Source organism: Bacillus sp. ISL-77, from assembly GCF_018613105.1.
Genome location: NZ_JAGGQY010000053.1, coordinates 48,291 through 73,376, shown reverse-complemented (window position 1 = coordinate 73,376; position 25,086 = coordinate 48,291). Strand labels below are relative to the sequence as shown.

The window sequence follows — 25,086 nt, the reverse complement described above, 5'->3', positions numbered from 1 at the left end:
TATCTATAGGTACCATATTACTCTGGGTGTTGCCTTTTTACGTTTCCTGTAACGGATTATCAAAACTGTATTGAATATGAATAAAGATATGATGACAAATGAATAGAACGATTAACTTATGACTAAAATAAAATTTGACGGGACACCAATTAGTGTCCTATAATAAAGACACTAATTAGTGTCCTATTTAAAAAGGGGGGGTGATTTTGAACGAGAAAAATCAAGAGCGTGATGTTTATGCAGCCATCGCTGACCCAACGAGACGTAAATTGTTACGATTGTTGGCAGATGCAGAAGAGTTACCTCTTCACGAATTAACGGCTCAATTTCAAATGGGGCGTACTGCTGTATCTAAACATTTGGCAATCCTTAAAGAAGCCGGTCTAGTTGCTGACCGTAAAATTGGTAGGGAAACAAGGTATCGACTAAATGCAGCTCCCCTACAAGAAATTAAAGATTGGGTATCCTTTTACGAGAAATTTTGGAAGGAAAAAGTGATACTCTTAAAAAATTTATTATCGGAGGAATGAATAATGGCAAGTGTATCATTAGATTTTCAGTTTACAAGTTCAATCAATAAGGTTTGGAACGCATTAACAGATTCGGATACTCTTGCAAAATGGATAATGAAAAATGACTTCAAACCAATCGTAGGACATAAATGTCAATTCCGAAATGAGCAGTGGAATTTAATTGTAGATTGTGAAGTATTAGTAGTGGACGAGCCTTATAAGTTATCTTACACATGGGTAGGTGGTCCGATAAACACTACTGTCACATGGACATTGAAGGAAGAGGATGGAACAACCTACTTACATCTTGACCAAACAGGATTCGAAAAAGAAGATCAAGCGTTCAATGGTGCGAAATATGGTTGGGCAAACATGGGCGAAGAACTGAAAAAATTGTTAGAGGAAATGTAAGACCAAACGGCTCAGTATAGGACTGAGTCGTTTGTTTTTTCAAAAACTAACACAACAAATTCATTTGAAGTTGTGCTAACATGGCAATACTAGATTTAGAGAATGGGGAGGATCAATATGAAAATAAATCAATTAATTGCCAACAATATTAATCGTTTAGATGCCGTCTTGCCGGAAGATCAATCGTTAGGAATTGCTGGTTTGTCCGGATCTGGTAAAACCACATTTTGTCAAACTATTGGTGAAGAATCCAAGAAGCGTCTCGTTTCCTTATTGCCTAAGGCTGAATATCAGTATTTATTCCCCAATATTATGGAAACTAATTTCAGTGCCATCAAGATGGAAGAGATGCCTTTAGTACTTTTTCTCGGGAGATCATCCATTTCTTCCAATCCACGTTCAACAATTGGCACGCATACTGGCGTGTTTACAGAGATTCGTGTTAGTCTTGCTGAAAAATATAATCTTTCTCCGGAAGTTTTTTCATTTAATAATCCGTTGGGCTGGTGTCCGGATTGTAAAGGTCGTGGAACTACTAAAAATGTCGAATGTAAAAAGTGTAAGGGAAAGCGCTATAATCAAGAAGTTGAACAATATAAAATTGATTTATTTGATCAACCACATAGTATTTCCGATATCAACAATTTAAGCATTGAATCGATTCATTCCCTTTCAGAGGAATTACATATTAATGAAGCGAAACAACATATTCTTAAAAATATTATCAATATGAATATTGGTTACTTAACATTAAATCGGATCATGGGTACTTTGTCAGGAGGGGAATTAACACGGCTTTACTTGGCAGAATTCATGGCAGCCAGTGAAAATACCGTGATTATTATTGATGAAATCTCCGTTGGTCTTGATCACCAAACATTATTGAAAATTTTAGAACAGATTCAACAATTAGGCTATAGATCCAAATTTGGTTCATTGATCATTCTGACACAGTGCTGGATACAACGGATGAGCAATTGTTCTTTGGACCTGGCAGTGGTAAATACGGCGGAAAAATTGTCGAAGAATCACCGCGTCCAAAACCGATTCCCTGGGAACGAAATCAGGGAGTGCCAGCAGAATACTATCATTTTCAAGATCTTTACTTCCGTAATATTCAAATGGCTGAAATTCAGATTCCCAAAAATAGACTTGTCACCTTTACGGGTGAGTCTGGATGTGGTAAATCTACGCTAGTCAATGAATGTATCGCCAAAGATTTTCTGAAGCGTTATCCAAAAGATAAACTGGTTATCGTTGGTCAGGATCGAAACCAATCGATTACCAGTCGATCCACCGTTGCGACTTTTCTTGATATCAAAAAGAAACTCACAAAATATAGTGAAGATATTGATGATATTTTTGAGCGCTCGATTGAAGACATTATTGAGGACCTTCCAAATGAGGATATCGCACATAAACGTTTGAGCTTATTGATCAAACTTGGACTAGGTTATTTGACATTAGAAAGAAAAACACAAACATTATCGACTGGAGAATTTCAATGTGTTCATTTAGTTTCGGAGCTGTTTGCTAACTCAAGAAACCCACATACGCTTTTTATTTTTGATGAGCCTTCAAAAGGGTTATCACAAAATATTTTAAACCAATTCATTGATAGTGTCAGGGTCATTCTGCAAGATGAATCAGTCTCTATCATGATGATTGAACATAATGCCTATATGTTAGAAAGCTCTGATTTTATCGTTGATTTTGGTAAAAGAAAGATTGCACCTGTCACGCATCTTGAAGTTGTCAGTCATAACGAATATTACGAGCTTAAAAATAGGGAAGATGATGCGCTTCCATCGCAAATTTCTTCGACACTCAAAGCGCAAAATGGCATTACTTATTTAAAAGAAAATCATATCGACTATTTTAAAAATGCAGAAAATGTCTATAAGGGCGGTATCTTAAAAAGCTTATCATCAATGGCCCGTTTGATTTACGGCGAATACGAATCTGAAACTATTGCACCTGTCATTGCCATAGATCTTGAAAGACATTTGTATAGTCAATATAGTTTTCTCTATGAAATGTGCGGCGTGATCAACCATATTGTGGCGGCGCATCCGACCAATAAAGATACGAGAAGTTTTGATTTCTATTCACAGGACAATCATTGTCCTTCGTGCTCAGGCCGCCTTAAGATTGAAATATTTGATAAAGATCTTGTCATTCAGGACAAAACGGTTCCATTCTGGGATGGCCTATTTTATCCTGAAGTGATGGAAGTATTAAAATATTATCAATATCCAAAATTAGAGTTTCTATTTGAGGAAATTAAGAATGAGCTCGGGTTTGATCTGACGAAAAGCTACAATGAGATGTCAAAAGAAGAAAAGCATACGTTTTGGTACGGATACTTTGAAAAGACATTCTATGATAGAGCAGGCAAGACACAGAGGACCTGGGTAGGCTTTAATACCATCGTTGGTGGGTATATGGTCATTTCGAAATCGCTAATTAAAGAGCAAATGAAAGCATCTAAAGAAATGATTACTTGTCCGATTTGTCATGGAACTGTACTTAATCATCATAAACAGCTTACATTTGGTGACACAGATATTCGTGAGATTATTAATCAGCCACTTGATCAAGTGTTACAATTAGTAGGTGAGTTACCTGTACTCGTAAAGCTAAAATCTATTGTTGGCGGCGATATGACTTTGACAGAAGATGTCTCCCTGCTGTCTAGAAAAACACAAGTCGCGCTGAAAATGTTTGAATTGGAACTCGCAAGCTTTGTTGGGTATGAAATAGTATTACAAAATGTCTTACCATTCTGGGACAGCATTAGAGACAATATCGAATCCATCAGCATTAATAATGAGATTACCATCTGTGATTTTGCCAATATCAATGAGACGAGAGAAACCATCATTAATAAGTATTTTAATAATGGAAAATACAAAAAACTAACATATGTTTATGAAACATTTGGTTACAAAAAAATAGTCACTCAAATTAATAAGATTATAAAAAGTCATCCATGTCCATTCTGTAAAGGAAAGAAAGTCATTACAGAAGAGAATCTTCATGATGGCGTGTTTAAATTAACGATACCATGTGTGAGTTGTCGTGCAAGTGGCATCAATGATGAAGGTCGCAAGGAAATGGTCGAAGGCATATCAGTAAAAACATGGTTAACCGGCATAGTAAGTGATGTTGTTGAAGAAAGCTTATATACAGAAGCTGTCGCTGATATTCCAATTTTCAATCGTATTCGTGAGTTAAATAAACGAGATATGATGGCGGTTTATCAATGCCTTGAGCAAAATAATTAGATTAGAATGATTAAAACAAGCCATTTAAGTGCGGACTTAAGGTCTTGATCCCAAGTTGACAAATATTTTTATGTACCTTTTATTTCTCAACTTGTTTAGAAACAGATGATTTATTAAAAAATCCTCTTAGAGGAAAGGCCTATACTGAGGAATTTGGAAAATACAAAGGAATTAAAAGAATTAATATTAAGAAGCTGCAAATTTGGAATGGGATAATATCCTGTTTCTTTTTTTTTTGGTCTATTTTAACAATACAGGTTTAGGTTTATGTTTATGCTCTAGAATACCGTGATGGGTGTCCGTCTAAAATAGGGAACAGGAGTCGACTCTTTATCAGATTATTCTACATAAAATTACAATTATATTACATTATCGACTGTTTCATTGTTATTAGTCCGTTTGGAAGATAAACTATTAATATATAAAAAAATCGAATAAACAATAGGTAACAAGAGGAGATTTTAAAATGATAAGAAAATTATTTAAATATACAGTATCGGCTGCCATCCTCGCCACTATGATTCAAGCAACACCTACTTTTGCAAGTCCAGTAGATTCACCAGTTACACTAAAAGAAATCAATTCTACAAAAGTACAAATCAATGACTTTGAAACAAAGATCCAGCAATTAGACAACCGGATCTCCTTATCCATGGAGAAAAGTCAAAAACTAAACGATCAGATTAAAACACAACAAGGAAAAATTGAAAAAACAGAGGCTGAAATTGAAAACGCTAAAAAGTCCTTAGATGCTCATAAAAAGGTCTATTCTGATCGTCTAAAAAGCATTCAGTTAGAGGGCAAACAATCAATCGCTACTTACGCGGAGCTTTTACTTTCGTCTGATAACATTTCAGAGTTTTTAACTCGTTTTACTGCTATATCGCATATCATGGAAACTGACACAGACTTACTGAACGGTTTAAATGATAAAGAACAAGCGTTAGAAAATGCAGAGGAAAAATTACATAATGAGTTTGACCAATTAAAAAAGAGCCAGGTTGAATTAGCTTCTGAACAAAAAAAGATTGAAGAAGATAAAAAAGAAGTTGAAAAAGGAATAGCTGAGGCGAAAAACACATTACAAAACCAACAGGCTCAACTGGCACAACAAAAGGCTGAACAAGCCCGACAGCTTGCTGCACAACAACAAGCCCAAGAACGAGCTCAGCAAGCCCAACAACAGTCCCAACAGCCTGCTCAACAAGCCCAGCAACAAACTCAACAACAGGCACCAGTAAGCAGCAGACCTTCTAAGTCTGCACCACCGTCAGTTGCAGCCATTTCAACTAACTCTGGATCGGCAAGTGCGATGATTGCTTACGCTAAACAATTTTTGGGCGTTCCTTACGTTTGGGGCGGGTCAACGCCAAGCGGATTTGATTGTTCGGGATTCACTTCCTATGTGTTTCGTTCAGTTGGCATTAATCTGCCAAGAGTTTCACGAGACCAGCAAAATGTTGGAACAAGAATTTCTCCGAGTCAAGTACAGCCAGGAGATTTAGTATTCAGGGGTTCTCCTGCCTATCATGTCGGCATTTATATTGGAGGCGGGCAATATATACATGCTCCGCAAACGGGTGATGTTGTGAAAATTGCTTCGTATAATCCGTCTAAATTTTCTAGTGCTGCTAGAGTATTGCGTTAGAAGTAACCATTTTTTGAAATGTAATCTTAAATAGTGAGACCCTTGCAAAAAAGTTAATTGCTTTTTCAAATAAACATAGGCAAAATCATGTTAGAGTAGGTTATTTATACTTACTCTAATTTTTTTTGCTGTTATTTTACCCATTGTCATAAATGAAGGTGATTAAATGATACATAAATATTTAGGTCAGACCCTTAGTTTTGAGATAAATTATAAAAATCGTACATCCATGGGCATTTATATAGATGTTTATGGAAATGTTGAAATCCAGGCTCCTAAAGGGACCTCCGATGAACTTATCCTGCAATTATTAGAGGAAAAATGGGATTGGATCCAGCAAAAATCAACAGAAATGAAGGATAGAACGCTTGGCCAAAAGGTAAAGGTCTATGATCATGGTGAAACCTTTCTTTATTTAGGAGACGAATATTCTATCCAGGTCTCTCAAGATATAACTATCAAGAAAGACTATGTAGTGTTAGAAGGGGATAAGTTATATATATATGTGAAACAGCTTGAGGATGAGAAAATAAAACAAGCCTTAAAACGGTTTTATTATCAGCAATGTAAAACCTTAGTAGAGAGGAGTATTCGTTCCTATCAAAGTAACTTTAAAATAAAACCAAGGTCTATCCGTATTTCTGATAATAACAGGAACTGGGGAACCTGTGATTCCAGGCAGCTATTAACCTTCAATTGGAAGCTCGCGATGGCACCATTGAAGGTAATTGAATATGTAGTCGTTCATGAAATGTGCCATATGGTTCATCTGAATCATGATCGATCTTTTTGGCGCCTTGTAGGTAAAATAATCCCCGAGTATGAGCAAATGGAGAACTGGCTAGCTTTATCAAGTTGGAAAATGACAGTCTAAAAGTGGAACATCAATTTTAAAGGGAGACTTACTGATGGATAATAATGATATATTAATTCGAATGAGATATGCACTAGAAATAAAAAATAAAGAAATGGCAGAAATATTTAAACTTGGCGGAGTGGAAGTAACAGTCCCTGAGGTAATAAAGATTCTAACAAAATCCGATGATGAGGCTGAATATGACGATCAAATAAAATGTAATAACAGTATGTTAGATTCATTTTTAAATGGCCTTATTATTTTTAAAAGAGGGAAACAAGAGACCAAACCAGGACAGTCGGATACACCGGAACCATCAATAAAGAAAAGCGCAAACGTTAATAATCTCTTGTTGAAGAAAGTGAAAATAGCGCTGGCATTAACTACTGAGGATATGCTGGAAATATTCGAAAATGCAGGAATAACAGTAACAAAAGGAGAACTCGGCGCTTTATTAAGAAAAGAAGGACATAAGAATTATAAAGAGTGCGGGGATAAATACGCAAGGAATTTCTTAAAAGGTATAGCTATAAAATATAGGGAACAGTAATAACAAACAGAGCAACACTACATTGGTTGCTCTAAACTTTTTAAAAAGAAAAGGGGATTCGATGGCTAAAGAAATTAATGAACTAGGCTGGAATTTAGATAACAGTTATGCCCGACTGCCAGAATCATTTTTTACCAGTACCGACCCAACCCCTGTACGCTCACCCAAGTTGATTATTCTCAATAATCGGCTGGCAACCTCCCTTGGCTTGAATATACAGGAGCTCGAAAGCGAAAATGGTGTAGCGGTGTTGGCTGGCAACCGGATACCTGATGGGGCAATGCCGCTTGCCCAAGCATATGCAGGGCATCAATTTGGGCATTTCACGAAATTAGGGGATGGACGGGCTATCTTGCTTGGTGAACAAATCACCCCGAAAGGTGAACGGTTTGATATTCAACTTAAGGGTTCAGGTAGAACACCGTACTCCCGCGGAGGCGATGGTCGAGCGGGGCTTGGACCGATGCTGCGTGAATACATCATCAGCGAAGCAATGGATGCGCTTGGGATACCAACCACCCGAAGTTTAGCTGTTGTGACAACCGGGGAGGCAGTACTCCGCGAAACCGCCCTGCCAGGTGCGATTCTGACTCGTGTGGCAGCCAGCCATCTGCGCGTTGGTACCTTTCAATACGTTGCAAAATGGGGCACAGTTGAGGAGCTCCAGGTACTAGCAGACTATACACTAAAACGCCATTATCCACACGTTGACACTGATGAGAGACGATATCTATCGCTGCTACAGGAAGTGATCAAACGTCAGGCAGCGCTAGTAGCGAAATGGCAGTTGGTTGGTTTTATCCACGGGGTCATGAACACCGACAACATGACCATTAGCGGAGAAACGATTGATTATGGTCCGTGTGCTTTTATGGATACTTATGATCCTGCAACAGTATTTAGTTCTATTGATAGGCAAGGACGTTATGCTTATGGCAATCAGCCGTATATTGCCGGTTGGAATCTCGCTCGATTGGCTGAAACTCTTTTGCCGCTCTTACATGACAATCAGGAACAGGCTGTCCAACTGGCTCAGGATGAGATTTCACATTTTATGGAGTTGTTCCAGGGTAATTGGCTGGCTGGAATGAGAGCCAAACTCGGCATATTTAACGAGGAAGAACAGGATGAATCTCTTGTTGATAATCTTTTAACTATGATGCAGAAGTATAAGGTGGACTATACCAATACTTTCCGAGCATTAACTTTCGATAAGCCGGAGGATACAGTCTTAGTGGAGACTTCGGAATTTAAGCAGTGGTATGAGCAATGGCAAGCACGTCTAAACAGACAGCAGGAATCGAAAGACTCCTCACACCAGTTGATGCGTAATAGCAATCCTGCGGTAATTCCTCGTAACCACCGGGTGGAGGCCGCACTAGACGCTGCCGTGAATCAAGAAGACTACAGCGTAATGGAGCGGTTGCTTAATGTACTTTCAAGCCCATATGCGCACTCCCCAGAACAGGCGGAATACTGCACGCTTCCTGAGCAATCAACCCAGCCTTACCAAACCTTTTGTGGTACATGATAATCATTAATTAAATCTCTTTTTAGGAAATTAAGGTGTGAGGATGACCGCGTGTTTATATTAACTGAAAATGCCAAAACAGAACTACAAAATAGGTTGAAACTAGCTGATTCAAAACAATTTATCCGGCTGCAAATGCGTAAAAGTTGTTTTATGAAAGTGAAATTGACCTTGGAAGAAACGATTCAGCCAAATGATGCAGAAATCACTAAGGATGAGTTGCATTTCATTATTGACAATGGTGAGTGCCATTATTTCAATAATAAAACGTTAGATTTTATCCCAGATACAACAGGTTTTAAACAATTTGAGATTATTTAAAAAGGAGTCTGATTTCTATGAAATCAGGCTCCTTTTTTTATATTTTCAACGTAAATTAAAAAAACAACTAAATTATTAAAAATATTGACAGAATAATGAACGAGAGTTACTATTAGATTGTCCTTAAGAAATGTGAACTTCGTTCGATAATGTCGAATATAAGGAGGATGGTTGTGTCAGAACGTTTAATTCAGTCTGTTGAAAGAGCCGCTGATATCCTAGAATTATTTTTGGCTACTAAACCAGAACTAAGTATCAAAGAGATTAGTGAGAATTTAAATTTATCAAAAAGTACTGTCCACGGTATTATCAAGACCTTGGAACATAGAGGGTTTCTTCAACAAAATCCTGAGGATTTGAAATATAAGCCTGGGATCAAGCTTTTTGAACTTGGGAATTTTGTCGGAAAACATTTCGATATTGGGAAAATTGCAAGGCCCATTATTAGAGATTTAGTGGATGAACTAAATGAAACTGTTCACTTAGTTTCGTTACAGCGAGATGAAGTTATTTACATTGAAAAAGTAGAAGGTCAAAGTGCCCTTACTATTTATTCGCATATTGGAAAAAGAGCTCCTTTTCATAGTACGGGTGTGGGAAAGGCAATACTTGCCAACCTTAATGAAAACGATGTTAACAGAATATTATCATCTATCAATTTGGAATCATTTACAAAGCACACGATGACAAATATTGAGGAAATAAAAGACCATTTACATTCCATACGTGAGCAAGGCTATGCGGTCGATGATGAGGAAATTGAGTTAGGGCTTAAATGTATAGCTGCGCCGATATTTAATCATCAAGGAAATGTAATCGCTTCAATAAGTTGTGCTGCACCTAAAATGAGGCTTGATGAAAATCGGCTACCTAAGGTGATAGCAGGAATTAAAAGTGCTGCAGCAGAGATTTCAAGTTGTTTAGGCTATAAAGGTAAAAATACCTGATAGAAAGCCAAAGAGAGAAATAAACACATTAACTTTTAGGAGGAGAATTATTTTGTCAAAAGTAAAAGTTGCCGTTCTTGGCTCAGGGAACATTGGTACAGATTTAATGATCAAACTTGGACGCTCTGAATATTTAGAGCTAACAGCTGTGATTGGGATTGACCCGCAATCAGACGGATTACGCCGTGCAAGAGAATTAGGTTATGCTGGGGTTGATACGGGAATCGATGGTTTTCTTGCAGACAAAACACTAGAAGCAGACATCGTTTTTGATGCAACTTCAGCCAAAGCTCATCTTTATAATGCAAAAGTGTTAAAAGAAGCAGGAATAAAAGTAATTGACATGACCCCTGCAGCTGTAGGCCCATATGTATGTGCTGCTGTAAATATTGATGAACATTTAGATAAAGATAATATCAATTTAATTACCTGTGGTGGTCAAGCCACCATTCCAATGGTTCATGCAGTTAACCGAGTAGCTCCAGTAGAGTATGCAGAAATCGTTGCAACGATTGCGAGCTTAAGTGCTGGCCCTGGAACACGTGCAAATATCGATGAATTTACGGAGACAACTTCACATGCAATTGCTGAGGTTGGTGGTGCTAAAAAAGGAAAAGCAATAATGATTCTAAACCCTGCTGAACCGCCAATTATGATGCGTGATACCGTTTATACACTTGTTGAGGATGGAAAAATGGATGAACAAGCGATTAGGAAATCGATTGAGGAAATGACTACGGTTGTTCAATCCTATGTTCCAGGCTATCGACTCCGCACAGAACCAATTTTTGAAGGAAATAAAGTAACCATCTTCCTTGAAGTAGAAGGTGCTGGTGATTACCTTCCTAAATACGCAGGAAACTTAGATATCATGACATCTGCCGGTGTTAAAATTGCCGAAGCGTTTGCTAAAAAATTATTAACGAAAGAAACAGTTTGAACTGTAGAAAGGGGTAAAAAATAATGACAAATGAAAGAGATATTCTTATCACAGAGGTTGCATTACGCGATGGAAGCCATGCGATCAATCATCAATTTACAGTTGAACAAGTACTTAAGGTTGCAAAGGCATTAAATGACGCAAATGTTCCTTATATCGAAGTATCACATGGAGACGGTTTAGCAGGATCTTCTTTACAATATGGACTTTCACGTACAAATGAAATGGAATTAATCGAAGCAGCCGTTTCTGTTGCCGACAAATCCAAAATTGCTGTGTTACTTTTACCAGGAATCGGTACTTTACATGAATTAAAAGAAGCAGCTAATTTAGGAGCAAAAATGGCTCGTATTGCAACACATGTAACAGAAGCAGACGTGGCGCCACAACACATTGCCTACGCAAAAGAATTAGGGATGGAAACAGTTGGATTCTTAATGATGAACCATATGGCACCTGTTGCTAAATTAGTAGAACAGGCTAAATTAATGGAAAGCTATGGAGCAGATTCAGTATACGTTGTTGACTCTGCAGGTTACTTACTTCCAGACCAAGTTCGCGAACGTATTCGTGCTCTTAAACAATCCATTGGCGTTAATGTTGGTTTCCATGGTCATAACAATTTATCTTTAGCGATGGCCAATACACTTGCCGCAATCGAAGAAGGTGCCACTCGTATTGATGGCAGTGTTCGTTGCCTGGGTGCTGGTGCCGGTAATACACAAACAGAAGTACTTGTAGCAGTTTGCGAACGGATGGGTATTAAAACAGGGGTAGATTTATATAAAATGATGGACTTAGCTGAGGACATTGTGGCACCACTTTTACAAGTACCACAAGAAATCACAAAAGACAGCCTAACACTCGGATATGCTGGTGTATATTCTAGCTTTGCTCTTCATGCAAAACGTGCAGCTGCAAAATTTGGTGTAGATTCGCGCGATATTTTAATTGAACTAGGAAAGCGGAAAGTAGTTGGCGGTCAAGAGGATATGATTGTTGAAGTGGCTGCAGAGATTGCTAAAAACAAGTCAAAAATAGTTTTGGCCTAAAATTTTATAACTCATCACAAATAGATTAATAGAATAGAGTTTTCAGAAGAGGGGACGAAACAGTTCCCCTTCTATCAAATAAGTTATATCGAAATAACAATTATTGATTTTCTATTTACACTGTACATGTAAGCGTTTTAAGCTGTTAAGAAGAGATAGATAACCGTCTTAATTTCATCTTAGTTGGAATTTACATCTTAGGAATAGAGGAGAAATTTTATGGAATTAGTTATTATATTATTAGCACTCGGAATGTTAATGTTTATTGCATACCGGGGATTTTCAGTTATCATGTTTGCACCGTTATGTGCATTATTCGCCGTCTTTTTAACAGACCCAGATTGGGTTCTTCCGTTTTTCTCCAACGTATTTATGGGGAAAATGGTTGAATATATTAAACTATACTTTCCAATTTTCCTATTAGGAGCTATTTTCGGAAAAGTAGTAGAAATGTCAGGATTAGCCCGTTCAATTGCATCTACCCTTATTCAGTTAGTAGGACGTAAACGTGCAATGTTAGTTATCGTTTTATTGTGTGCGATTCTAACATACAGTGGCATAAGTTTAGTCGTTGTTGCTTTTGCTGTTTATCCATTTGCAGCACATTTATTTAGACAGTCAGATATTCCGAAACGATTGATTCCAGGGACGATTGCACTTGGTTCATTTACCTTTACGATGGACGCACTTCCTGGTTCTCCTCAGGTACAAAACGTTATCCCAACTACATTTTTCAAAACAGATCTTTATGCCGCGCCTACTCTTGGAATAATTGGGGCAATTTTTATCTTCATACTTGGGATGCTCTATTTAAACTCACGTCGTAAAAAGGCAGAAAAAGCGGGCGAAGGCTATTATAGTTTCGGCACAATCAAAGAAAAACAGATCGACATTGATTTAGACCAAAATGAAAGTATAGCCCGTAAAATCTTGGCATTTGTTCCAGTAGTCCTTGTCGGTGTTTTAAATAAAGTGTTAACCACTTGGATTCCAAAATGGTATCCTAATGGCTTTGATTTTTCTAAGATTGGCTTAAATTTTCCAAATATTGAAACTTCCCAGGTTGTCGGTATTTGGTCAGTTGAAATTGCTCTTATTGTCGGTATTCTTACGACCATTTTATACAATCGTAAACCCGTTGTTATGAACTTCAAAGATGGCATGAATCTTGGTATTGCTGGTGCATTATTAGCCATCATGAACTCTGCAACAGAATATGGTTTTGGGGCGGTAATTTCAAACCTTCCTGGTTTTACGATGGCGAGAGATGGAATTGCTAAATTATTTACGAATCCTCTATTAAATGGGGCAGTTACAACCAATGTTCTATCTGCTATTTCTGGTTCCGCATCGGCTGGTATCGCCATTTCACTTGGGATTATGGCAGATAAATATATTGAACTAGCAACTCAATTCGGTATCCCGCTTGAAGTAATGCACCGCGTAATTTCCATGGCTTCAGGGGGTATGGATACACTTCCGCATAACGGGGCCGTCATTACGTTGCTTGCGATCACAGGCTTAACACATAAGCAGTCCTACCGTGACATTTTCGCTGTTACCATCATTAAAACAATCGCTGCTTTCTTTATCATTTTAGTATATTTGGTAACAGGGATTGTTTAATAATCCAATGGTTAGATACAGTTTATAGATCTCCAGTCATGGAGGCAATAGCAGGTAGACAAAGTCTAAGTTTGGACATGTCTACTTGCTTTTTTTAAACTGAACATAACCTACCTACTGTTTTTTCAGTTTATTACAGTGTAAATTGACATCAATCATTATAAATATTACACTCAAATCTTGTATAAGGTATGGTCGAATTATATATGAAGAGAAGGAGATTGGATTATTTGAAAAAAACTGAAGAAAAAAATACGTTACCTGAAAATTATGAGGAATTAAAAAAGCAGGCTAGTCGAACATCTAATTGGAGGGAACGTTTAGATGCTGTTGAAGAGTTAGGAAAGTGGAAGAACAAACATATTGTCGATATATTAATGCGTGTAATGAATAATGATTCCGTATATAAGATTCAAGAAGCTGCATTCCGTCAGTTGAAAAAATTAGGGGAAGATGTTCAATTACCGCAAAGAAAAAAAGGTGACTTGATTAAAGATATAACGAAAATCTTGGTAAGAATTAAGAAGAGTTTACCTGAAGATCATAGCTATGAAGAGTTCAAAGAGAAGATACAGAAGATGAGACTTGATGTATATGATACTTACGAAGGTGATAAGGGTGCTGACTTTGATACATGGCTTGAAAGCACATGGGTGTCCTTACCTAAAAGGTAAATCGTTAGCGTCATTTCTTTTTTTATAATAAAGACAGATACCCGATTGCAAATTATAGCAATCGGGTTTTTAGTGAACAGTTTAGCGGATATCCAGACAGATTAAAAGGGACAAACATCCCATACTTTGCAAGAATAGTGGCAGTTGTAGACGTATATGATGCACTGACTTCGGAACGTTCTTACCGTAAGTCATGGACACTACACGGAATCCATCTGTCTATCAATTTCCAGCGCAGTCGATCAAAGACCAACCGACCATCCGAAAAATATCTTCAATTAAATAATACTAAAAAACAACACTTGAAAAAAAGTGTTGTTTTTGTGAATGAAGTATTTACTGACCATGTTGTAAGGTTAATGTTCCCGTTCTTTCAACTTACTATGCAATTGATTCAATCGCACCATTAATTGTTTATATTCCTCGAGTTCAATATTACAGGATTGTATTTCTTCACCAACTGTTTTTGTAATGGCTTGTTTTTCTTCCAGTGCTTTCTTTTGTAAATGGATATAGACTTTTCTCTCATCTGCCTTTGAACGCTCTTTTCTAAGCCAACCATTTGCTTCCATTCTTGTCAGCATGGGAGTCAATGTTCCAGTACCTAAACTTAATTTTTCTCCTATCTCCTTAACCGTTATACCATCTTTTTCCCATAATGCTAATAGAACTAAGTATTGAGGATAGGTTATTCCATAAGGTTGAAGTGCACTTGAATATAACTTATTGAATTCACTTGCTGTTTCATAAATGGCAAAGCATAGTTGGTTTTTTAATAACATGAAGTCTTCCAAGATGATCACCTTACTTTAAAATAATTATGAAAATAATCTTTTTATATCCTTCTCAATTCTGCTTGGTTCAGTCGTGGGGGCATACCGTTCGATCACCTGACCCCTAGAGTCGACTAGGAATTTTGTGAAATTCCATTTTATATTTTTTGTAAGAGCACCTGGTTTCTGGTTCTTTAAATAAGTAAATAGGGGATCAGTATTATTGCCATTTACATCAATTTTAGCGAATATTGGAAAGGTTACCCCGTAGTTTAATTGGCAGAACTGTGTTGTCTCTTCAATATTAGCAAATTCTTGATTATTGAATTGATCACAAGGGAAACCTAAAATCTCTAAACCATTCTCATTAAACTTTTCATATAATTCTTGAAGTCCTTTGAATTGAGGTGTTAACCCACATTTACTTGCAGTATTCACAATAAGTAAAGGCTTGCCTTCATAATCCATTAATGATTTTTCCTCACCATTAGTCATCTTTACACTAAAATCATAAATCGTTGTCAATTGAGTCTCCCCCTTGGTTTTTACTATGGAATTTTTTAAATTAAATCGTCTACGATTTAATCTTACACGATTTAATTAAGTGTGGCAAGTCTGAATTTGTTAACTAGGCTGGATATCTGGAATGGAAAAGAGAAAGATAAGGATGAAAAGGAGGGTTTTCCAATGGGTATAAATTTGTTTAATGGTAAAAATGGAGAAGAAAAGGAACTACTTAAAGACGTTCTTGAGGATTCAATCGAAACGGAAGAAAATTTAATGCGGACATATCTAATAACGGCAGAGCGAATTCATGATGATGATGAACTAAAGGAACGCCTTGAAAACTTTGCCGAAGGAAATGCGAAACGAACCAAACAACTGATAGATGAACTCAATGAAATCAAGGAATAGTAAAATTTAGTGCTCATCTGTGAATAGACCAAGATGAGCATTTCTTTTTTACTTGCATACGTTTCTATTGTTGTTCTGATTACCGCAATTATCCAAACATAAACCTTTTCTTTATAAACCAAAATAATATGGTTCACTTATACATTCCAAAGGAGTTGGTCGTGTTGAAATGGCACAAAACGATACTTTCAATGATTCAACAGCGTCAAGATAAAAAGGTTGCGTTAGCTGTAGACACTTCCACGAATGAAGCCCCAAGCATATTGATCAATAACATAGTAAAACTGTTTGAACAATTAAAGCCAGACACCATTTTGGTGCAAGCAGATTTTAAAATTAGAAGTACATCACCTGTCAAAAGTGATACAATCAAATACTATACACATGGGAAATCTTCGTATACCTTGGTGCTTGAGTGGGCAAAAGAAGAAAATATCGATACACTATTTTATATTACCGATGTAACCGGCTTTATTTCAGAAGACATAGAAAATGTTAGTTATGAAATGATTTGGCTTGTACCTGGAGCTATTTTGCCAAGGGTTCCTTTTGGCAAAGCAATTAAAGTAGCCTGAAAAGAATCCCTCACAAAAAGTGGGGGATGAACTCTTTCGGATAGGAGTTATGAGTTTTCAATGAAAGAATATTATTATGATAAATTAATGGGGATAAAAACGGGAGGGGACCAAGAGGGATTTAATAAGTCCTTTCACTACCATCGTTATGAGCCAACGCCATATAGCGCCCTCGAAGAATTATTTAACAACTATAAATTAACTAGCCGTGATCGAATAGTTGACTTTGGGTGTGGCAAAGGGCGATTAAACTTTTTTATTCATTATCTATTTAATGCAATGGTTGTTGGCGTTGAAATGAATGAGGATTTCTATCAGGAAGCAATTGAAAATCGAACTAGTTATTTAAAGAAAACCGACACGAGAAATAGCAATATTGATTTTTATTGCGGTTTGGCAGAAGAATACCAAATAGACCCTTATGACAATCGATTTTACTTTTTTAATCCGTTTTCTATCCAAATTTTTATGAAAACCATTAATAATATATTGCTATCGGTGGAAAAATCCGAGCGTAATATTGAATTGATTTTATATTACCCATCAGAAGATTATATTTATTATTTAGAAAACGATACCTCTTTTGAATTGAAAAAAGAAATCACTTTGCCTTACTTCTATGAACATAATTCTAATGAGAGATTTTTAATTTATCAATTAATCGTATAGCTTTTGCATTAATCTGTTTATCTCATCGTCTAATTCAGCTGTGTTTTTAGTATCAAGCAATTGTTCAGAAATGACGATATAACTGCTGTTGCTTCCTTTCAAATAACTATAGATAATCTGCGCGGCATCAATTTCATCTCTGCTGACTTTTTTTGTTGAATTAACTTCTGTAGTTTTAAAAATGCTTAATATATTGGTCGTGATTGTTTCTCTCATAGCCTCAATCTCAGACCATGAATATTTTTCACTGTAGAGTATTTTGTTCTTCTTAATTAGGAATAGTTTAAAAGTACTGTAATTTAAGGATTCAACGACTGCGAGATTTTTATTACTTTCCGTAAATTCAATCACTTTTTCTTTATTTAGAAGGGAGTGGATGGCATCCAACGTGTCTCTATACTTTGCAGCCACTTCAAAATCAAATTCTTCAGAAGCCTCTGTCATTCTTCGCTCCATAACTTCAAGCAGGCTCATATCGGTGCCATGCAGTAAGCCGATAATCTTAGTTATGTTTTCATTATATCGATCAAGTGCATCTCCTCCTAAACACATACCAAGGCATAAACCTAAGGAATAATTTAAGCAGGGAGTGTTCTTGTTTGAAGGGCTGCTACAGCAGATCTTATAGAATTCCTTGATACCTTGGAGCGCTTTTTCGACAGTATGCTTGCTTGTATACGGACCAAAATAAAGACTGTTAGGGTTATCAGGACTGCTACAAGTGTTGATTCTGTGAAAGCCGGCATCCATTTCAATCATAATATAGATATAGGATTGAGGATTTTTCATCATTCTATTAAAAAGGGGCTTAATTTCACTGATTAATTTACATTCCAACATAAACGCTTCAAATTCTGTGTCAGTAAGGATATAGTCAAAATCCTTTAGGCTTCCTTTTAGCTTTATTATCTTTTTAGGATGGGCCATTGAATTTTGGAAGTAAGACCGCACACGATTTTTAAGGTTTTTTGCTTTTCCTACATATATAATTTGTGCTTTGGAGTCCTTCATAAGATACACTCCAGGGGAAGAGGGAAGGTTTTTTACCTTTTCTTTAAGATCCATATGAATACCTCCATTCACACTATATTTTATCACAAATAAAAAAGGTGCCCAGCCTTCACCATCAATGGATGAGAAGACTAGGCACCTTTTTTTATTATTACCGAATACCTTTCATGTAGCCCTGAATTTTCGGAGCTAACATTAATAAGATAATACCTAGTACGATAGATGCTCCACCAATCACACCAAAATAGGTCATTTCAGTTTCAGGTGTGTAGAATTTAACAACTTGTGCATTTAGTGCTTGTGCAGCAGCACTTGCTAAGAACCATAAGCTCATCGTTTGTGCTGAGAAGGCTGCAGGCGCTAATTTAGTAGTCGCTGACAAACCAACAGGTGACATGCATAATTCTCCAAATACAACAATTAAATAACTAAGAACAAGCCACATTGGACTCACCAATGAATCCGTACCGCCAAAATAAGCAGGTATAAGAATAACTAGGAATGACAAACCAGCAAATAATAATGATAATGAGAACTTTTGAGGTACTGATGGCTGACGCTTTCCTAATTTAACCCACAACCAAGCAAATACAGGCGCAAATATAATAATAAATAACGGGTTTAAAGATTGAAACCACGCTGGCTTAATTTCAATTCCAGCAAAATGTAATTGTGTACGAGTATCAGCATAACTTGCAAGGATGGTTGAACCTTGCTCTTGAATTGCCCAGAACATAACCGCTGCAATAAATAACGGGATATAAGCAATAATCCTTGAACGTTCTACAGCTGTTGTTTTTGGACTACGGTACATCACAACGAAATAAATCGTCGGAATTAAAATACCAAGAAAAGTAACAATATTAATAAAGCTAGCAAAAGTTAAAAGTCCGTTTGGTATTAATACTGCACATAAAACAGCAAGAATAATTACAGCTAATCCAATAAAAGTGAAGACTTTTTTCTTTTCTGCAGGTGACATTGGATTGGCAATCATCGTTCCTGCAAGACCTAGATTTTTTTTCTTTGTAAGACTGAACACAATTAATCCTAAGAACATACCTACAGCGGCAATTCCAAAACCTAAGTGGAAGTTACCAACCGATCCAACGATTAACGGGGATAAGAATGCTCCCAAGTTAATACTCATATAGTAAATAGTGAAACCTGCATCACGACGTTCGTCCTTTTCGCTGTACAATTCACCTACTGCGGAAGAAACATTCGGTTTAAGCATTCCAGTACCTAGGACAATCAATACCATGGAAACAAAGAACATAGAAACACTGCCAGGAATAGCTAGAGCTATATGTCCAAACATAATCAAGATTCCGCCGTAAAACACGGCTTTTGAAGAACCGAAGACCCGGTCAGCAAGCCAGCCGCCAATTATTCCAGACATATAAACAAGTGATCCATAGATGGACATGATAGAAAGTGCGAGATTTTTATCAATGCCCAATCCGCCTTTAGAAACTTCATAATACATATAGAAAACGAGGATGGCTCTCATTCCATAGTAAGAAAAGCGCTCCCAAAATTCAGTAAAGAAAAGAGTAGATAGTCCTTTAGGATGTCCGAAAAATCCTGTTTGAGGCACACTATCCACAATTTTCTGTCTATTCATGTTTGACATGTTACAACCTCCCTTTTATTATACTATAATACTTTCTGTCGTTTTGAATTGTCAAAAACTTTTTTTAGAAAATAAGTTATGAAAGGTTATAAACATTGATAATACTGAATTTCAGTTTAATAAAGGGGAAAAAGAAAGTTTTTTTAAAATAGTTAATGATTTCAGATAAGAGGGACTTTTCGCTCTAATAGCCTTAATTGGGTGCCTGACACCACAGATGGACATTTGTCCATCTGTGGTGTCAGGCACCTTTTTCTATTAAAATAGGCTATATTGTTATTGACATTGACGTTGCGTAAAGGTGTATCGTTAGGTTATGAGGAGGTAGTCGAATGGAGTATACCGTGCAGAAACTAGGAAGTCTGGCAGGTGTTAGCACCAGAACACTTAGGTATTATGATGAAATTGGAATTCTTAAGCCAGCTAGAATTAATTCATCAGGATACAGAATTTATGGTCAAGCGGAGGTGGACCGTCTTCAACAAATCTTATTTTACAGGGAATTAGGAATCAGTTTAGAAAGTATAAAAGAAATTGTAACGGCTCCAAACTTTGATGGCGCTGCAGCACTTAAAGAACATCGTGAAAAACTCCTTGAGAAAAAGGAACAGTTAGAATTATTAATTGCGAATGTAGATAAAACGATCGCAGTAACAGAAGGGAGAATGAAAATGTCAAATAAAGAAAAGTTCGAGGGTTTTAAGAAAAAAATAATTGACGAAAATGAAAAAAAATACGGGAAAGAAATTAGAGAAAAGTATGGAGATGAAACCGTTAATAAGTCAAATGCCAAACTTCAGAATATGACACAAGAACAACATGATGAGGTAACAGCACTAGCTGAAAAATTGACACAAACGTTAGCTGAAGCTTTTAAAACAGGGGATCCAGCCGGAGAAAAGGCACAAACAGCCGCTGACCTCCATAAGCAATGGTTATGCTACTATTGGAATGAATATAGTAAGGAAGCCCATGCAGGTCTGGCACAAATGTATGTGGATGATGAAAGATTCACCGCCTATTATGATAAACAACAGCCAGGGACCGCAGAATTTTTAAGGGATGCCATTCACATTTATACAGGTATGAAAAAATAATTTTTTACAATAGATGAGAGACCCTGTAAGACATCAAAAGTCTTACAGGGTCTTTTTATTCTTTTTATATTTTTTTATTATTTTAATATTTAAATAAAAAATTTGGTGTATAACACAAAAAATGCCTTATTGCATTAACGCGACTATGTGCTACTGGAATATTTTGAACTTTTTTCACGTAATTGACAAAAATGGATAGTACCACTAAAGTAATATATGTCATAATTATTTTAAAATTTATTATATTGTTATATTTCTGATTAGAAAGAATACATAAAAACAATCAATGTACAGGTAGGTGTAAATATGGAAAAGGATCCTATTCTTCGTATTAAGGACTTAAAAGTATCGTTTCAATCAGGGAAAAAATTCGTGCCGGCAGTAGATGGTATCAGTTTTGAATTAAAGGATGGAGAAATTCTAGGGATTGTAGGTGAATCGGGGAGTGGTAAAAGTGTCACTTCTTTAGCGACCATGGGCTTGATTCCTTCTCCACCAGGAAAAATTGAGAATGGTGAAATTATTTTTGAAGGAAAAGACCTGAAAAATATCTCCGAAAAAGAGTGGAGAAAAATCCGCGGCAATCAGATTTCAATGATATTCCAAGAGCCTATGACCTCATTGAATCCGTTGTTTACAATTGGTAATCAGTTAATGGAAGCCATCCGACTGCATACAGACCTTTCAAAGCGAGAAGCAAATGTACGCAGTATCGAATTATTAAAACTTGTTGGTATTCCAAGAGCAGAAGGAATTCTTAAAGAGCATCCACATCAACTATCGGGCGGTATGCGGCAACGGGTAATGATTGCGATGGCCATGGCCTGTAATCCTAGAGTGCTGATCGCGGATGAGCCAACAACCGCACTTGACGTAACAATTCAAGCACAAATCCTTGCCTTAATGAAAGACTTAAATAAAAAGACAAATACAACGATCATTCTCATTACCCATGATTTAGGTGTCGTTGCAGAAATTTGTGAACGCGTAATTGTCATGTATTCTGGGCAAATCGTGGAGCAGGGTGATGTTAGAACGATACTCAAAAATCCTCAGCATCCTTATACAAAGGGCCTTTTAAAATCCGTCCCTGATTTAAGAGGGAAAAAGGAGCGGCTTTATAGTATTCCCGGCACTGTCCCTACACCAGGATCAATCCAAAAGGGCTGTCGGTTCGCGGCTAGATGTTCAGAGGCATTTAGTCAATGCCAGGAAGAAACACCAGTTTTGTATAAAACGGAAAAAGACGGACATGAAGTGCGCTGTTTCCTACATACTTTGAAGAAGGGGAGTGACAACCGTGTCAGAGTTACTTCTTGAAGTAAATGGATTAAAAAAGTACTTTCCGATTACAGGCGGCCTTTTTGGGAGCAGACAAGGAGAAGTCAAAGCGGTTGATGATGTATCCTTTTACGTTAGAAAAGGAGAAACATTGGGCATCGTCGGTGAAAGCGGTTGCGGTAAATCGACCACGGGCCGTCTGCTCACGCGTTTGATTGAAGCAAGTGAGGGTAGGATTATTTTTGAAGATCAAGAGATTACTAGTATGTCAAAATCTGAATTAAGAAAAACTCGACGAGATATCCAAATGGTATTCCAAGACCCTTATGCATCGCTTAATCCAAGACATTCGATCGAACAGATTCTTGAAGAGCCGCTCATTGTTCATGGAATAGGGACAAAAGAGGAACGTAAAAAGCAAGTGAGAGATATGCTTGAGGTAGTTGGCTTAAGCAGTTACCACGCCAAAAGGTATCCGCACCAATTTAGCGGCGGTCAGCGTCAAAGAATTGGAATTGCAAAAGCGTTAATGACCAAACCAAAACTAATTATCGCCGATGAGCCTGTTTCAGCGCTGGACGTATCCATTCAGGCTCAGGTTCTTAACCTGATGAAGGACATACAAAGGGAATTTCAGCTTACTTACATATTTATTGCTCATGATTTAGGAGTTGTACGCCATATTAGTGATCGTGTTGGCGTGATGTATTTAGGAAGATTAATAGAGTTAGCTGAAAGTGAAGATCTATATGAAAATCCGAAGCATCCATATACAAAAGCGCTCCTATCAGCTGTGCCAATACCGGATCCAGATATAAAGAGGGAGACCATTTTAATAGAAGGAGAACTTCCAAGTCCTGCGAATCCTCCCTCAGGTTGTGCCTTCCATACACGATGCTCACAGGTGATGGATATTTGTAAAAATACTAGACCTGCGGAACAAAATCTAAACGGTCATTTTGTCGCATGTCACTTATATAACAAGTGATTTGCAGCATTTATGATAAAAAAACAAAAATATAAGGGGGCAACAAAACTTATGAAGAAGAGGTCTTTTAAACTGCTGTTAATCTCTCTATTAGCCATCAGTATGTTTCTAGTTGGCTGTAACAGCAAAACCAATGAAGAAGCGGGAGGCAAAAAAGATCCTGCCACTGGAAGTGGATCGAAAAAAGATACACTAGTTTATGGTCGTGGTGGAGATTCTACATCTCTAGATCCGATCACAACAACTGAAGGTGAAGCATTCAAAGTAACCGAAAACATTTATGAAACATTGATTCAATATGGTGATCAAGATACTACTATTAATCCAGGACTTGCTGAATCGTGGAAAGTTACACCAGATGGCTTAACTTACACATTCAAGCTTCGTCAAGGAGTTAAATTCCATGACGGTACTGATTTTAATGCAGACGCGGTTGTTTTTAACTTCGATCGCTGGATGAATGGTAATGCCGACAGCTTCCCCTATTACACCATGTTTGGTGGATTTAAAGGGGAAAAAGGACACGTAATTAAAGAAGTTAAAGCTGTTGATGCAAATACAGTACAATTTGTATTATTCAGACCACAGGCACCGTTCCTTAAGAACCTAGCCATGTCTCCGTTTGGAATTGCAAGCCCTGCGGCTGTTAAAAAATACGGTGATAGGTTTAGACAAAATCCAGTTGGAACAGGTCCATTTAAATTCGTTGAGTGGAAAGAAAACGATACAATTACGCTTGAGAAGAACCCTGACTACTGGCAAAAAGGCTTGCCTAAGTTAAACAAAGTTATTTTTCGCGTGATTCCTGAAAATACTGCACGTTTGAACGCTCTAGCAAATGGCGAGATTGATGTGATGGATGGACTAAACAATTCAGATGAGGCGACTGTTAAAGCAAATGCCAATCTCCAAGTGATTGAACGTCCATCAATGAACGTTGGTTATATTGGTTTAACAACCACTCGTAAACCATTTGATAATAAACTCGTTCGTCAAGCGATTAACTACGCTGTCGATAAAAAATCAATCATCGATGCGTTTTATGGTGGGAAAGCCCTTGCAGCGGTCAATCCAATGCCTCCTTCCATCGAAGGCTATAATAAGGCAGTTGAGCCGTATCCATATGATTTAGAGAAAGCTAAAGCATTGTTAAAAGAAGCTGGATACGAAAAAGGATTTGAAATTGACTTATGGGCAATGCCTGTGGCTCGTCCATATATGCCAGAGGCGCAAAAGGTTGCAGAAGTTATTCAAGAGAGCTTAAGCAAAATCAATGTCAAAGCCAAAATCCAATCTGTGGACTGGGCTACTTACTTAGATAAAGCAGCAAAAGGTGAATTTGATATGTTCATGCTTGGCTGGACAGGCGACAATGGTGACCCTGATAACTTCTTATACACATTGCTTGATAAAGACAGTATTGGAAGTAATAACTATTCCCAGTACAGCAATGACAAATTACATGATGTCTTAATTAAGGCACAAACAGAAATTGATCAAGCAAAGCGTAATGCACTTTATGATGAAGCACAAGTAATCATCCATGATGATGCCCCTTGGGTTCCACTTGTTCACTCTACACCGTTGTTAGCAGCAGGGAAAGATGTGGCAAATTACTTACCGCATCCAACTGGTTCTGAAGCACTAACAAAAGTTGAATTTAAATAATAATGGCTGAAAGGGGAGGGAGCTTAGCCTCCCCCTTTTGTTAACTAAACACATTCAGTATTTTTGTAGAAAAATTGTTTAGCTAAAGCATCTAACCAGGCGCTTACGCTTTTCAGTG

24 protein-coding genes and 1 pseudogene are annotated in these 25,086 nt (G+C 37.2%); 21 read left to right on the top strand and 4 right to left on the bottom strand.

Features of this window, described 5'->3' with window-relative positions:
- Positions 1–206: 206 nt before the first annotated feature.
- The 14 genes and pseudogenes from J7E77_RS30855 (at position 207) to J7E77_RS31840 (ending at position 14,765) form a co-directional block, all read left to right on the top strand.
- Positions 207–530: an ArsR/SmtB family transcription factor gene (locus J7E77_RS30855; RefSeq protein WP_214732031.1), complete on the top strand. Its 324-nt coding sequence runs from the start codon at positions 207–209 to the stop codon at positions 528–530.
- Between the two features lie 3 nt (positions 531–533).
- Positions 534–923, top strand: a complete 390-nt coding sequence (locus J7E77_RS30850; RefSeq protein WP_214732033.1) for an SRPBCC family protein — start codon at positions 534–536, stop codon at positions 921–923.
- A gap of 117 nt (positions 924–1,040) precedes the next feature.
- Positions 1,041–4,210: pseudogene (locus J7E77_RS22305) on the top strand (ATP-binding cassette domain-containing protein).
- A 466-nt stretch (positions 4,211–4,676) separates the two neighbouring features.
- Positions 4,677–5,858: a C40 family peptidase gene (locus J7E77_RS22300; protein ID WP_214717049.1), complete on the top strand. Its 1,182-nt coding sequence runs from the start codon at positions 4,677–4,679 to the stop codon at positions 5,856–5,858.
- Between the two features lie 166 nt (positions 5,859–6,024).
- A complete protein-coding gene (locus J7E77_RS22295; RefSeq protein WP_214717048.1) occupies positions 6,025–6,732 on the top strand; it encodes a M48 family metallopeptidase in 708 nt (235 codons plus the stop codon).
- A gap of 34 nt (positions 6,733–6,766) precedes the next feature.
- The gene (locus J7E77_RS22290; RefSeq protein ID WP_214717047.1) at positions 6,767–7,264 is read left to right on the top strand and encodes a YehS family protein; all 498 of its coding nucleotides are present in this window, start codon (positions 6,767–6,769) and stop codon (positions 7,262–7,264) included.
- A gap of 61 nt (positions 7,265–7,325) precedes the next feature.
- On the top strand, positions 7,326–8,795 hold the full coding sequence (locus J7E77_RS22285; protein ID WP_214717046.1) for a protein adenylyltransferase SelO: 1,470 nt from the start codon (positions 7,326–7,328) through the stop codon (positions 8,793–8,795).
- 51 nt (positions 8,796–8,846) lie between these two features.
- Positions 8,847–9,116, top strand: a complete 270-nt coding sequence (locus J7E77_RS22280) for an iron-sulfur cluster biosynthesis family protein (RefSeq protein WP_214717045.1) — start codon at positions 8,847–8,849, stop codon at positions 9,114–9,116.
- Positions 9,117–9,289: 173 nt separating this feature from the next.
- Positions 9,290–10,063, top strand: coding sequence for an IclR family transcriptional regulator (locus J7E77_RS22275; RefSeq protein WP_214717044.1), 774 nt, complete (start codon positions 9,290–9,292; stop codon positions 10,061–10,063).
- A 52-nt stretch (positions 10,064–10,115) separates the two neighbouring features.
- The gene (locus tag J7E77_RS22270; protein ID WP_214717043.1) at positions 10,116–11,003 is read left to right on the top strand and encodes an acetaldehyde dehydrogenase (acetylating); all 888 of its coding nucleotides are present in this window, start codon (positions 10,116–10,118) and stop codon (positions 11,001–11,003) included.
- 23 nt (positions 11,004–11,026) lie between these two features.
- A complete protein-coding gene (dmpG, locus tag J7E77_RS22265; RefSeq protein ID WP_168242264.1) occupies positions 11,027–12,055 on the top strand; it encodes a 4-hydroxy-2-oxovalerate aldolase in 1,029 nt (342 codons plus the stop codon).
- Between the two features lie 219 nt (positions 12,056–12,274).
- Complete coding sequence (locus J7E77_RS22260) at positions 12,275–13,681, top strand: GntP family permease (protein ID WP_214717042.1); 1,407 nt, start codon at positions 12,275–12,277, stop codon at positions 13,679–13,681.
- Between the two features lie 230 nt (positions 13,682–13,911).
- Positions 13,912–14,355: a HEAT repeat domain-containing protein gene (locus J7E77_RS22255; RefSeq protein ID WP_251026732.1), complete on the top strand. Its 444-nt coding sequence runs from the start codon at positions 13,912–13,914 to the stop codon at positions 14,353–14,355.
- Positions 14,356–14,399: 44 nt separating this feature from the next.
- The gene (locus J7E77_RS31840; protein ID WP_483861474.1) at positions 14,400–14,765 is read left to right on the top strand and encodes an HD-GYP domain-containing protein; all 366 of its coding nucleotides are present in this window, start codon (positions 14,400–14,402) and stop codon (positions 14,763–14,765) included.
- Here J7E77_RS31840 and J7E77_RS22250 read toward each other — a convergent pair.
- Both J7E77_RS22250 and J7E77_RS22245 read right to left on the bottom strand, forming a co-directional pair.
- Positions 14,712–15,137: a MarR family winged helix-turn-helix transcriptional regulator gene (locus J7E77_RS22250; RefSeq protein WP_251026733.1), complete on the bottom strand. Its 426-nt coding sequence runs from the start codon at positions 15,135–15,137 to the stop codon at positions 14,712–14,714. The two genes, J7E77_RS31840 and J7E77_RS22250, sit on opposite strands and share 54 nt — an antisense overlap.
- Positions 15,138–15,173: 36 nt before the next feature.
- A complete protein-coding gene (locus tag J7E77_RS22245) occupies positions 15,174–15,653 on the bottom strand; it encodes a glutathione peroxidase (protein ID WP_168242268.1) in 480 nt (159 codons plus the stop codon).
- A 162-nt stretch (positions 15,654–15,815) separates the two neighbouring features.
- Here J7E77_RS22245 and J7E77_RS22240 point away from each other — a divergent pair, with 162 nt between their 5' ends.
- From J7E77_RS22240 to J7E77_RS22230, 3 genes are all read left to right on the top strand, one after another.
- Complete coding sequence (locus J7E77_RS22240) at positions 15,816–16,043, top strand: hypothetical protein (protein WP_214717040.1); 228 nt, start codon at positions 15,816–15,818, stop codon at positions 16,041–16,043.
- A 191-nt stretch (positions 16,044–16,234) separates the two neighbouring features.
- Positions 16,235–16,618, top strand: a complete 384-nt coding sequence (locus tag J7E77_RS22235) for a vWA domain-containing protein (RefSeq protein WP_374102998.1) — start codon at positions 16,235–16,237, stop codon at positions 16,616–16,618.
- Positions 16,619–16,678: 60 nt separating this feature from the next.
- Positions 16,679–17,287, top strand: coding sequence for a methyltransferase (locus J7E77_RS22230; RefSeq protein ID WP_168242271.1), 609 nt, complete (start codon positions 16,679–16,681; stop codon positions 17,285–17,287).
- Here J7E77_RS22230 and J7E77_RS22225 read toward each other — a convergent pair.
- Both J7E77_RS22225 and J7E77_RS22220 read right to left on the bottom strand, forming a co-directional pair.
- On the bottom strand, positions 17,276–18,352 hold the full coding sequence (locus J7E77_RS22225) for a GIY-YIG nuclease family protein (protein ID WP_214717039.1): 1,077 nt from the start codon (positions 18,350–18,352) through the stop codon (positions 17,276–17,278). The two genes, J7E77_RS22230 and J7E77_RS22225, sit on opposite strands and share 12 nt — an antisense overlap.
- Positions 18,353–18,449: 97 nt before the next feature.
- Positions 18,450–19,934 carry a peptide MFS transporter gene (locus tag J7E77_RS22220; protein WP_214717038.1) on the bottom strand — a complete coding sequence of 495 codons (1,485 nt, stop codon included), beginning with the start codon at positions 19,932–19,934 and terminating at the stop codon, positions 18,450–18,452.
- Positions 19,935–20,266: 332 nt separating this feature from the next.
- Between J7E77_RS22220 and J7E77_RS22215 the strand changes: the two genes are divergently transcribed.
- From J7E77_RS22215 to J7E77_RS22200, 4 genes are all read left to right on the top strand, one after another.
- Positions 20,267–21,031 carry a MerR family transcriptional regulator gene (locus tag J7E77_RS22215; protein WP_214717037.1) on the top strand — a complete coding sequence of 255 codons (765 nt, stop codon included), beginning with the start codon at positions 20,267–20,269 and terminating at the stop codon, positions 21,029–21,031.
- A 306-nt stretch (positions 21,032–21,337) separates the two neighbouring features.
- Positions 21,338–22,351, top strand: coding sequence for an ABC transporter ATP-binding protein (locus J7E77_RS22210; RefSeq protein WP_214717036.1), 1,014 nt, complete (start codon positions 21,338–21,340; stop codon positions 22,349–22,351).
- Positions 22,332–23,300, top strand: a complete 969-nt coding sequence (locus J7E77_RS22205) for an ABC transporter ATP-binding protein (RefSeq protein ID WP_214717035.1) — start codon at positions 22,332–22,334, stop codon at positions 23,298–23,300. Before J7E77_RS22210 ends, J7E77_RS22205 begins: the two co-directional genes overlap by 20 nt.
- Positions 23,301–23,351: 51 nt before the next feature.
- Complete coding sequence (locus J7E77_RS22200) at positions 23,352–24,968, top strand: ABC transporter substrate-binding protein (RefSeq protein ID WP_214717034.1); 1,617 nt, start codon at positions 23,352–23,354, stop codon at positions 24,966–24,968.
- Positions 24,969–25,086: the final 118 nt, after the last annotated feature.

Excerpts from the sequence above, each read along its gene's own strand:
- J7E77_RS30850 (WP_214732033.1), top strand. The coding sequence starts at position 534 with ATGGCAAGTGTATCATTAGATTTTCAGTTTACAAGTTCAATCAATAAG.
- J7E77_RS22300 (WP_214717049.1), top strand. The coding sequence starts at position 4,677 with ATGATAAGAAAATTATTTAAATATACAGTATCGGCTGCCATCCTCGCC.
- J7E77_RS22295 (WP_214717048.1), top strand. The coding sequence starts at position 6,025 with ATGATACATAAATATTTAGGTCAGACCCTTAGTTTTGAGATAAATTAT.
- J7E77_RS22290 (WP_214717047.1), top strand. The coding sequence starts at position 6,767 with ATGGATAATAATGATATATTAATTCGAATGAGATATGCACTAGAAATA.
- J7E77_RS22285 (WP_214717046.1), top strand. The coding sequence starts at position 7,326 with ATGGCTAAAGAAATTAATGAACTAGGCTGGAATTTAGATAACAGTTAT.
- dmpG (WP_168242264.1), top strand. The coding sequence starts at position 11,027 with ATGACAAATGAAAGAGATATTCTTATCACAGAGGTTGCATTACGCGAT.
- J7E77_RS22260 (WP_214717042.1), top strand. The coding sequence starts at position 12,275 with ATGGAATTAGTTATTATATTATTAGCACTCGGAATGTTAATGTTTATT.
- J7E77_RS22250 (WP_251026733.1), bottom strand. The coding sequence starts at position 15,137 with ATGTTATTAAAAAACCAACTATGCTTTGCCATTTATGAAACAGCAAGT.
- J7E77_RS22240 (WP_214717040.1), top strand. The coding sequence starts at position 15,816 with ATGGGTATAAATTTGTTTAATGGTAAAAATGGAGAAGAAAAGGAACTA.
- J7E77_RS22235 (WP_374102998.1), top strand. The coding sequence starts at position 16,235 with ATGATTCAACAGCGTCAAGATAAAAAGGTTGCGTTAGCTGTAGACACT.
- J7E77_RS22230 (WP_168242271.1), top strand. The coding sequence starts at position 16,679 with ATGAAAGAATATTATTATGATAAATTAATGGGGATAAAAACGGGAGGG.
- J7E77_RS22225 (WP_214717039.1), bottom strand. The coding sequence starts at position 18,352 with ATGGATCTTAAAGAAAAGGTAAAAAACCTTCCCTCTTCCCCTGGAGTG.
- J7E77_RS22220 (WP_214717038.1), bottom strand. The coding sequence starts at position 19,934 with ATGTCAAACATGAATAGACAGAAAATTGTGGATAGTGTGCCTCAAACA.
- J7E77_RS22215 (WP_214717037.1), top strand. The coding sequence starts at position 20,267 with ATGGAGTATACCGTGCAGAAACTAGGAAGTCTGGCAGGTGTTAGCACC.
- J7E77_RS22210 (WP_214717036.1), top strand. The coding sequence starts at position 21,338 with ATGGAAAAGGATCCTATTCTTCGTATTAAGGACTTAAAAGTATCGTTT.
- J7E77_RS22200 (WP_214717034.1), top strand. The coding sequence starts at position 23,352 with ATGAAGAAGAGGTCTTTTAAACTGCTGTTAATCTCTCTATTAGCCATC.